The following is a 289-nucleotide window of genomic DNA, read 5'->3' as shown; positions in this document are numbered from 1 at the left end:
AGTTGCTGGACATGGTCGAGGGCCGTTCCAAGGCGGCGTTCAAGGCCTGGCTGGAGGCCCGCCCCGAGGCGTGGAAGAACTGCATCGAGGTCGTCGCGATGGATGGGTTCACAGGGTTCAAGACGGCCACCAGCGAGGTCCTCCCCGGAGCGGTCGCAGTCATGGATCCCTTCCACGTCGTCCGCCTGGCCGGAGACGCTCTGGACGACTGCCGACGCCGGATCCAGCAGAAGCTCCACAAGCGTCGCGGCCGCAAAGACGACCCTCTCTACAAGTCCCGCCGCACCCT

The 289-nt window shown here is 66.4% G+C and carries 1 protein-coding gene; it reads left to right on the top strand.

The window, feature by feature from the left end:
* Positions 1-289 (top strand): ISL3 family transposase (locus ACT3SQ_RS19360; protein WP_444601636.1); only part of this gene is annotated, 289 nt, incomplete at both ends.

The sequence above is a fragment of the Brachybacterium sp. AOP42-C2-15 genome, from assembly GCF_052377065.1.
Classification (GTDB): Bacteria; Actinomycetota; Actinomycetes; order Actinomycetales; family Dermabacteraceae; genus Brachybacterium.
Note: the sequence above shows the minus strand (reverse complement) of the source record. Positions and strands in the feature narration are given on the sequence as shown.